The 6052-nt window shown below is 35.6% G+C and carries 6 protein-coding genes; 2 read left to right on the top strand and 4 right to left on the bottom strand.

Annotated elements, in window-relative coordinates; all coding sequences use genetic code 11:
• The first annotated feature begins 37 nt into the window (after nucleotides 1–37).
• Nucleotides 38–1087: a ParB N-terminal domain-containing protein gene (locus GSY74_RS00820; RefSeq protein WP_164663201.1), complete on the top strand. Its 1050-nt coding sequence runs from the start codon at nucleotides 38–40 to the stop codon at nucleotides 1085–1087.
• A 77-nt stretch (nucleotides 1088–1164) separates the two neighbouring features.
• On the opposite strand, the gene rpsI is transcribed toward GSY74_RS00820, so the two are convergent.
• From rpsI to GSY74_RS00800, 4 genes are all read right to left on the bottom strand, one after another.
• Nucleotides 1165–1557: a 30S ribosomal protein S9 gene (gene rpsI, locus GSY74_RS00815; protein ID WP_164663200.1), complete on the bottom strand. Its 393-nt coding sequence runs from the start codon at nucleotides 1555–1557 to the stop codon at nucleotides 1165–1167.
• A 2-nt stretch (nucleotides 1558–1559) separates the two neighbouring features.
• Nucleotides 1560–1985, bottom strand: coding sequence for a 50S ribosomal protein L13 (gene rplM, locus GSY74_RS00810; protein ID WP_164663199.1), 426 nt, complete (start codon nucleotides 1983–1985; stop codon nucleotides 1560–1562).
• A 107-nt stretch (nucleotides 1986–2092) separates the two neighbouring features.
• A complete protein-coding gene (locus tag GSY74_RS00805; RefSeq protein WP_164663198.1) occupies nucleotides 2093–2497 on the bottom strand; it encodes a hypothetical protein in 405 nt (134 codons plus the stop codon).
• Nucleotides 2494–5229: a RecB-like helicase gene (locus GSY74_RS00800; protein WP_164663197.1), complete on the bottom strand. Its 2736-nt coding sequence runs from the start codon at nucleotides 5227–5229 to the stop codon at nucleotides 2494–2496. The genes GSY74_RS00805 and GSY74_RS00800 overlap by 4 nt, the downstream gene beginning before the upstream one ends.
• A gap of 179 nt (nucleotides 5230–5408) precedes the next feature.
• On the opposite strand from GSY74_RS00800, the gene GSY74_RS00795 reads away from it, so the two are divergent.
• Nucleotides 5409–5927 carry a thioredoxin family protein gene (locus GSY74_RS00795; RefSeq protein WP_164663196.1) on the top strand — a complete coding sequence of 173 codons (519 nt, stop codon included), beginning with the start codon at nucleotides 5409–5411 and terminating at the stop codon, nucleotides 5925–5927.
• The last annotated feature ends 125 nt before the right edge of the window (nucleotides 5928–6052 follow it).

Genomic DNA, 6052 nt, shown 5'->3' with positions numbered 1-6052 from the left:
AATTAAATAATTTAAACTAAAACAAGGAGTAATATTTATGAATACAACAAAAATAAAACTAGAAAACCTATTCTTTGACCCAGATAATCTAAGGTATGATGATAACTTCGATTTTGACCCAATACCAAAAAACAGTATAATGAATAAGACAAATCAGCTCAAAGTCTATAATAAACTACAAAATGATATATCAGAGCTAAAAGGAAGTATTATCGCCAATGATTTTATCTATATAGAGATGATTGTTGCGGAGAAGATTGACAACAAAGGAAATTACTATATCATAGAGGGAAACAGACGGCTCTGTACTCTCAAGCATATCGCTGAAAACTATCACATTGACGACCTAAAACCAAGTCTACAAAAAATTATTAGAGATGGATTAGATGTAAAGGTCAACAGTGCTGACTATGATGAAGATGTTCTGATGGGTATGAGACACATTACAGGAGTCAAACACTGGAATGGATTTGCCAAAGCAAAACTGGTTATAAAACTAAAAGATATAAAAGATTATAGCTTTGAGGAGATTGGTCAAAAAGTAGGAAAAAGAGTGGCTGATGTAAAAAAGCAATACTACTCTTTTAAACTTCTATACAACATGCAACAGGATGGCTACAATCAATTTGAAGTTAGAAATCTATATACCATCTTCTATGAAACACTTGGAAAACCTTCATTTAGAGATTGGCTAGAGTGGGATGAGAATAGGATGGCATTCCTCAATAAAAATAATCTGGATAGATTTTATAGATGGATAACCAAAAGTGCAGATGCCGAGGGTGCATTGGAAAAAGAGGCAATCTCTAGTCCACAAGCACTTAGAGAGGTATCTAGAATACTCGATGATGACTATGCACTAGATATACTAGATGCTACCAAAAATCCTTTTGAAGCGGTCAGCAACTCAAAGATTCTAAAAGAGCAAAAGATAGAGAAGACACTTAAAAAGATTTTAGATAGCGTAGAGTCTATCTCTACAACCGATTTAGAGAAACTTGACAAAAATTCAATTAGATATCTTGGTAAAATAGAGAAAAAAGTACAAAGAGATATTCGATATCTTAAATTCCTGAATGAGAATTAAATTTGAAAAAAGTGAAATATTAAAAGTTTAAGAGGAGTCAAAAGCCCCAAAAGGCTTCTGATAAAAGAGAGGAGAGCCTATCTTTTTGAGAACTGTGGAGATCTTCTCGCTTTTTTCTTACCTGGCTTTTTACGCTCAACGACTCTGGAGTCACGAGTCATAAGTCCCATAGGCTTAAGAATCGTTCTAAAAGACTCTTCATAAGCTACAAGTGCTTTTGTAATACCATGTTTAAGTGCATCAGCTTGAGCAGAGTAACCACCACCAAGTGTAGTAGCTTTGATATTTACAGAGTCTAGTTGTTTGGTAGCTTCTAGTGGAAGTCTAACTTTCATCTTAAGTGTCTCATGTCCACCCAACCACTCATCCAATGTTTTACCATTGATAGTCATCGTACCACTTCCTGGAGTCAACCATACTTTAGCGATAGCGGCTTTTCTTTTTCCTGTTGCATAGATAGTTTTTGACATTCTTATGCTCCTTTGTTTATTTGTGCAGTATGTGGATGCTCAGACCCAACATATACTTTTAGTTTTTTAAGCATCGCTTTACCAAGAGTCGTCTTTGGAAGCATACCTCTTACAGATAGTTTATATAATTTCTCTGTACTATTCTCCATCATATCTGAAAGCTTTCTACTTTTTGTTGAACCAAAATAGCCAGAGTGAGTAAAATACTCTTTTGCATCTAGTTTGTTTCCTGTAAATTTAGCTTTTTCAGCATTGATAATAACTACATAGTCACCACAATCTACATTTGGTGTAAAAGATGGTTTATGCTTACCTCTTAAAAAAGTTGCTACTTCTGTTAAAATACGACCAAATGTTTTACCATCAGCATCTATGAGAATCCAATCTCTCTCTACTTCATGAGGTTTCATGACAGATGTCAATTTCATGTTGTTTCCTTGGGATAAAATAAGGCAATCGCCTTTTGTGAGTGGGATTATAGCGAAACAAGCTTAAAATTTTCTGAAATTAAGTTTAATTTAAGCTTAATTTTACTCTATTCTGTTTTATTTAGCTCATGACTCCTATAATGCTCATTAAACCAATCAGGAATCTCAAACTCCGTCTCCACCAATACTTGTGAGAAATCTTCTATCTCTGTCTCATTAAAATCCATTTTTGGCATCACACCAAAAAGCTTGACTGCTGGTTTCATTAGCGTCTTATCTTCACTAGGCATTGATAAAAACTTTTTCATATGCTCCATCGCTTCACTCATATTGTTATCAGTCAGACGCAGATAGACCTGATTGACAGCGACTAGTGGTGGAGCCAACTTATTTTTTTTGTAGGTGTCGTGACAGCCCATACATTTGGCTTCAAAGGCGTAGAGAACTTTATCATCTATGTGGGCTTGTGTCAATGCTGTCAAAAGAGATATGGTGAAAACTGTTTTTTTCATATCTCTACCAACTCCACCCCATCTTCTAGCAGATAGACAATCATCCCTCTAGTATATTTTTCTGTAATATTAAAAATAGCCTTTTTGTAATACCTAACTTGTGATTGATGTTTTAGATGATACTTCTTGGAACTCTTATAGTCCAAAACCATACAAGATTTCTCATACTCCAGAAGCAAATCTATCTGTTTGAACTGACCCTCGAAAGAGAGTGATTGCTCTTTGCTTATTTTTGCATCTATTAGTAGTTTTTTGAACCTCTCATTGGTTACTAGAGATAGGATACGATTTTTTATGTTAGAGAACTGATTTTCAGTTAGCTCTAAACCATAGCGATTTTTTGTGGCTGATATTGCTTCTGCTAGTCCCATTATACTAAATGAGGACATCATCTCTAAAGTATAATGAAGTGCTGTTCCGAAGAGGATGGCTTTATAATCTTTTTTATCCTCTTCTGCTGGTTTATTTAGCTCTTGTGTACCGTAATGGGTTATGAGGGGTTTTGTTGTTTGGGTCGGTTTGTTCGGTGTTACCGAACCTACGGGTGTTTTTAATTTGCCAATGTTCATGGGGGTTATGCCTAATGGGTTGAAGATTGAGCCTTTTGGTTTTTTTATGATTATCATACTCTCTATGGCTCTGGTTAGGGCTACATAGAGGATATTCATCTTGTCTTTTGCAGAGAGTTTTTTCTGTTTCTCTAACATGACTCTGTATGACTCATCAAAATTTTCTCGTTTGCTCATCTTGTAATAGACCTCTTTGACATGCAGTGACTCATCATAATCATAGAGCAATAGAGAACGGTCAGGTGCATCTCCTTTTAATCTATCCAACAAAATAACATGCTCAAACTCCAACCCCTTTGAGCCATGAATAGTCATAATCATCGCCCCCTCTTTTGAGCTTGATGCTACCTCTATGCTAGAGAGTCTGAACTCCTCTATAAACGAATCAATATTAGAAAACTCAGAGGCAAACTCCAAAAGTTTCAACAGATTTAAATCCTCTTCAAAATATCCAAAATCACCAATAAGACGATGAACAACAGCAACAGGCTCCATAAAAGGATGAAACCATGAGCTATCTATATCGTCTAAAGATTTTCCTACTTTTTGAAGCAGTGCTTTTGCATCAAGTTCAAGCCCCATAAAGAGATACTCAACCATAGCTACGATGGAAGCGACTCTTGGTATATGTTTCAATGAACTAGATGTTTTTAGACGCGTAGCATGTCCTTTGGAGTAACAAGCCTCTTGAATAGTTGCTCCATCTCTGTTAGTGGAGACCAAAAATGCTATTTCACTCAAAGGAATACCTATCTCCAATAGAGACTCCAAACTAACTATCGCCTCATCCACCAACTCCTCTGACTCTCGAACCTCCACAAATCCCGCACTCGCTCCATCTCTACAGTTTGCTTCTGGAAAACCGAACATATTTGGCTTGAACCAACGGTTGACCTGCTCCACCACAGCCTTGCTACTTCGATAGTTGGTATACATCTCTGCAACCTCTATACCATATTGATTTGCCACAGAGTTAAACAGCTCCTCAACCCCACCACGAAAACGATAGAGAGACTGTTTGGTATCTCCTACATAGAAAAAACTCTTGAACTCACTCTGCCCAACTCCAGAAAATAGCTCATCAATAAGTGGTTTTAGAAGCAAAAACTGCAAGGTTGAAGTATCTTGAAACTCATCCAGTAAAATATGTTGAAACCTGCTATCTATCTTAAAATAGAAAAACTCTCTGCTGATACTATCGTGTAATAGTCGATAGGTAAAATAGGTCAAATCATCAAAACTTAAAATCCCCAACTGTTTGGCTGTTGAGATATTAGCATTTTTATAATAGTCAAAAACTTGAAAAAGATTGTGCAAAACCACCTGCTCCTTGACCTTTGCCCACTCCTCTAGCAGACTCTTTAGCTCCAAAAACTCATCCTCTATCGCAGGATTCTTCTCTACATACTTTTTGTAGTTACGATGGTCGAGCAGACTCTCTTTCTCAAAAACGGTTTTTTTAAACAGACCCTTCACCTCAATTGGCTCAAAGTTTTTAATAGCCGTCTTGGATGCTCCTGACTCCACCACTAGTTTATGAAGCCTCTCTCTCTTCATATCTATCTTGGTTTCCAATCCTGTGATATTGGTTAACTCATACTCTCTATCGGGTAAAAGAGGGTCTATCTTGTAGAAATTTTGCATCAGTTCAAACATCTTCAAAAAGCGTTTGTCCTCTATATTCATCGCTAGTTTAACCAAATCAGAGAGTAGAGAATGAGCCTGAATCTCTTCCAAAAAAATCTTCTCTTTCGCCTTATCATCTATCTCTTTTGTCACAAAATCAGGCTCTATATCTATATATAGTGAAGCAGAACGCAAAATAGAGGTGAAGAAGCTATCAAGAGTAACTATAAAATTGGTAGATGATAAAAAATTCTCTAAAACCTCTGGCTGTTTAGCCAAAAGTTCATCCATACTCAATCCTGTCTGTTCAGATATGCCACTTAGTTCAGCTTTTTTATCCGCCAAATTTATAAGCAGACTCAATACCCTCTGTTTCATCTCAGCGGCTGCCTTATTGGTAAAGGTAGCTGCTAAAATCGTGCTTGGCTCTTGGTCTAAAAAGAGAAGAGAGATATACCGAACACTTAAAGCAAATGTTTTACCTGAACCAGCACTTGCTGAGTAGGCTAGATAGGGCTTAAAATAGTTATTTGACAACTTCTGTTCCTTGGAGTAGCTTTGGCTAAATTATAGGTATATTTCTCTTTTAGAGAGATAAAAATATCATAATTAGAGTAATATCACAATTTCAACACATTTTAACTCTCCATTAACTGAATATTAATCTATTTAATATAGAATATTGTCATCAAATTAATAAGGAGACAATTACAGACATGAAATATTTTATAACCATTATACTGTTCACGCTATTTAGTATATCTAACTCAGAAATAATAGACTTTAATAGTAGCGTGCAAGAGGTGACCCATGAAGAGCTTATTAGTTTATCATTTTCAGAGGTAGAGTTCGAGGACAATAGTAGTCAAAATATCAAATATAGTGATTTTATTACAGCAAAAGAGAGTGCTGTTAAAGAGGATAAATATATTATGATAAAAGTTGAAGCAGATAATTGTCCACCATGTGAAAGACTCAATGCTCTATTAGAGAGTAATGAAAATATCAAGGAGATGGTCAACAGACATATCAAATCTGTCAACATTAACAGTAGTTATGACTCTCTACCTGAGGGTCTACATAGTATAGGTACACCTACTGTATTTTTGATAAAACCTAACGAGGATAACAAAGTTGTTATGAAACTAGTGGGGAATGAAGCTATTGAAGATTTGGAAGAGGCTCTAAAATCATTTGTTAGTGACTCTTATGAGGCAGGATTAGCCTCACTCTAAGAAACGCTGATTAATTAGACTTAGTAGTAAGTATACTAAGTCTTTTGGAATTTAATATAAAAATGTTTTTGACTCAGCTGTTTTTTATCTAAAAAAATAGTGTTTTAGACCCAATATTATATGTT

This window comes from Sulfurovum sp. bin170, from assembly GCF_010892395.1.
Taxonomy (GTDB): Bacteria; Campylobacterota; Campylobacteria; order Campylobacterales; family Sulfurovaceae; genus UBA1140.
The sequence above is the reverse complement of the archived record's forward strand: the minus strand, read 5'-3'. Positions and strand labels throughout refer to the sequence as shown.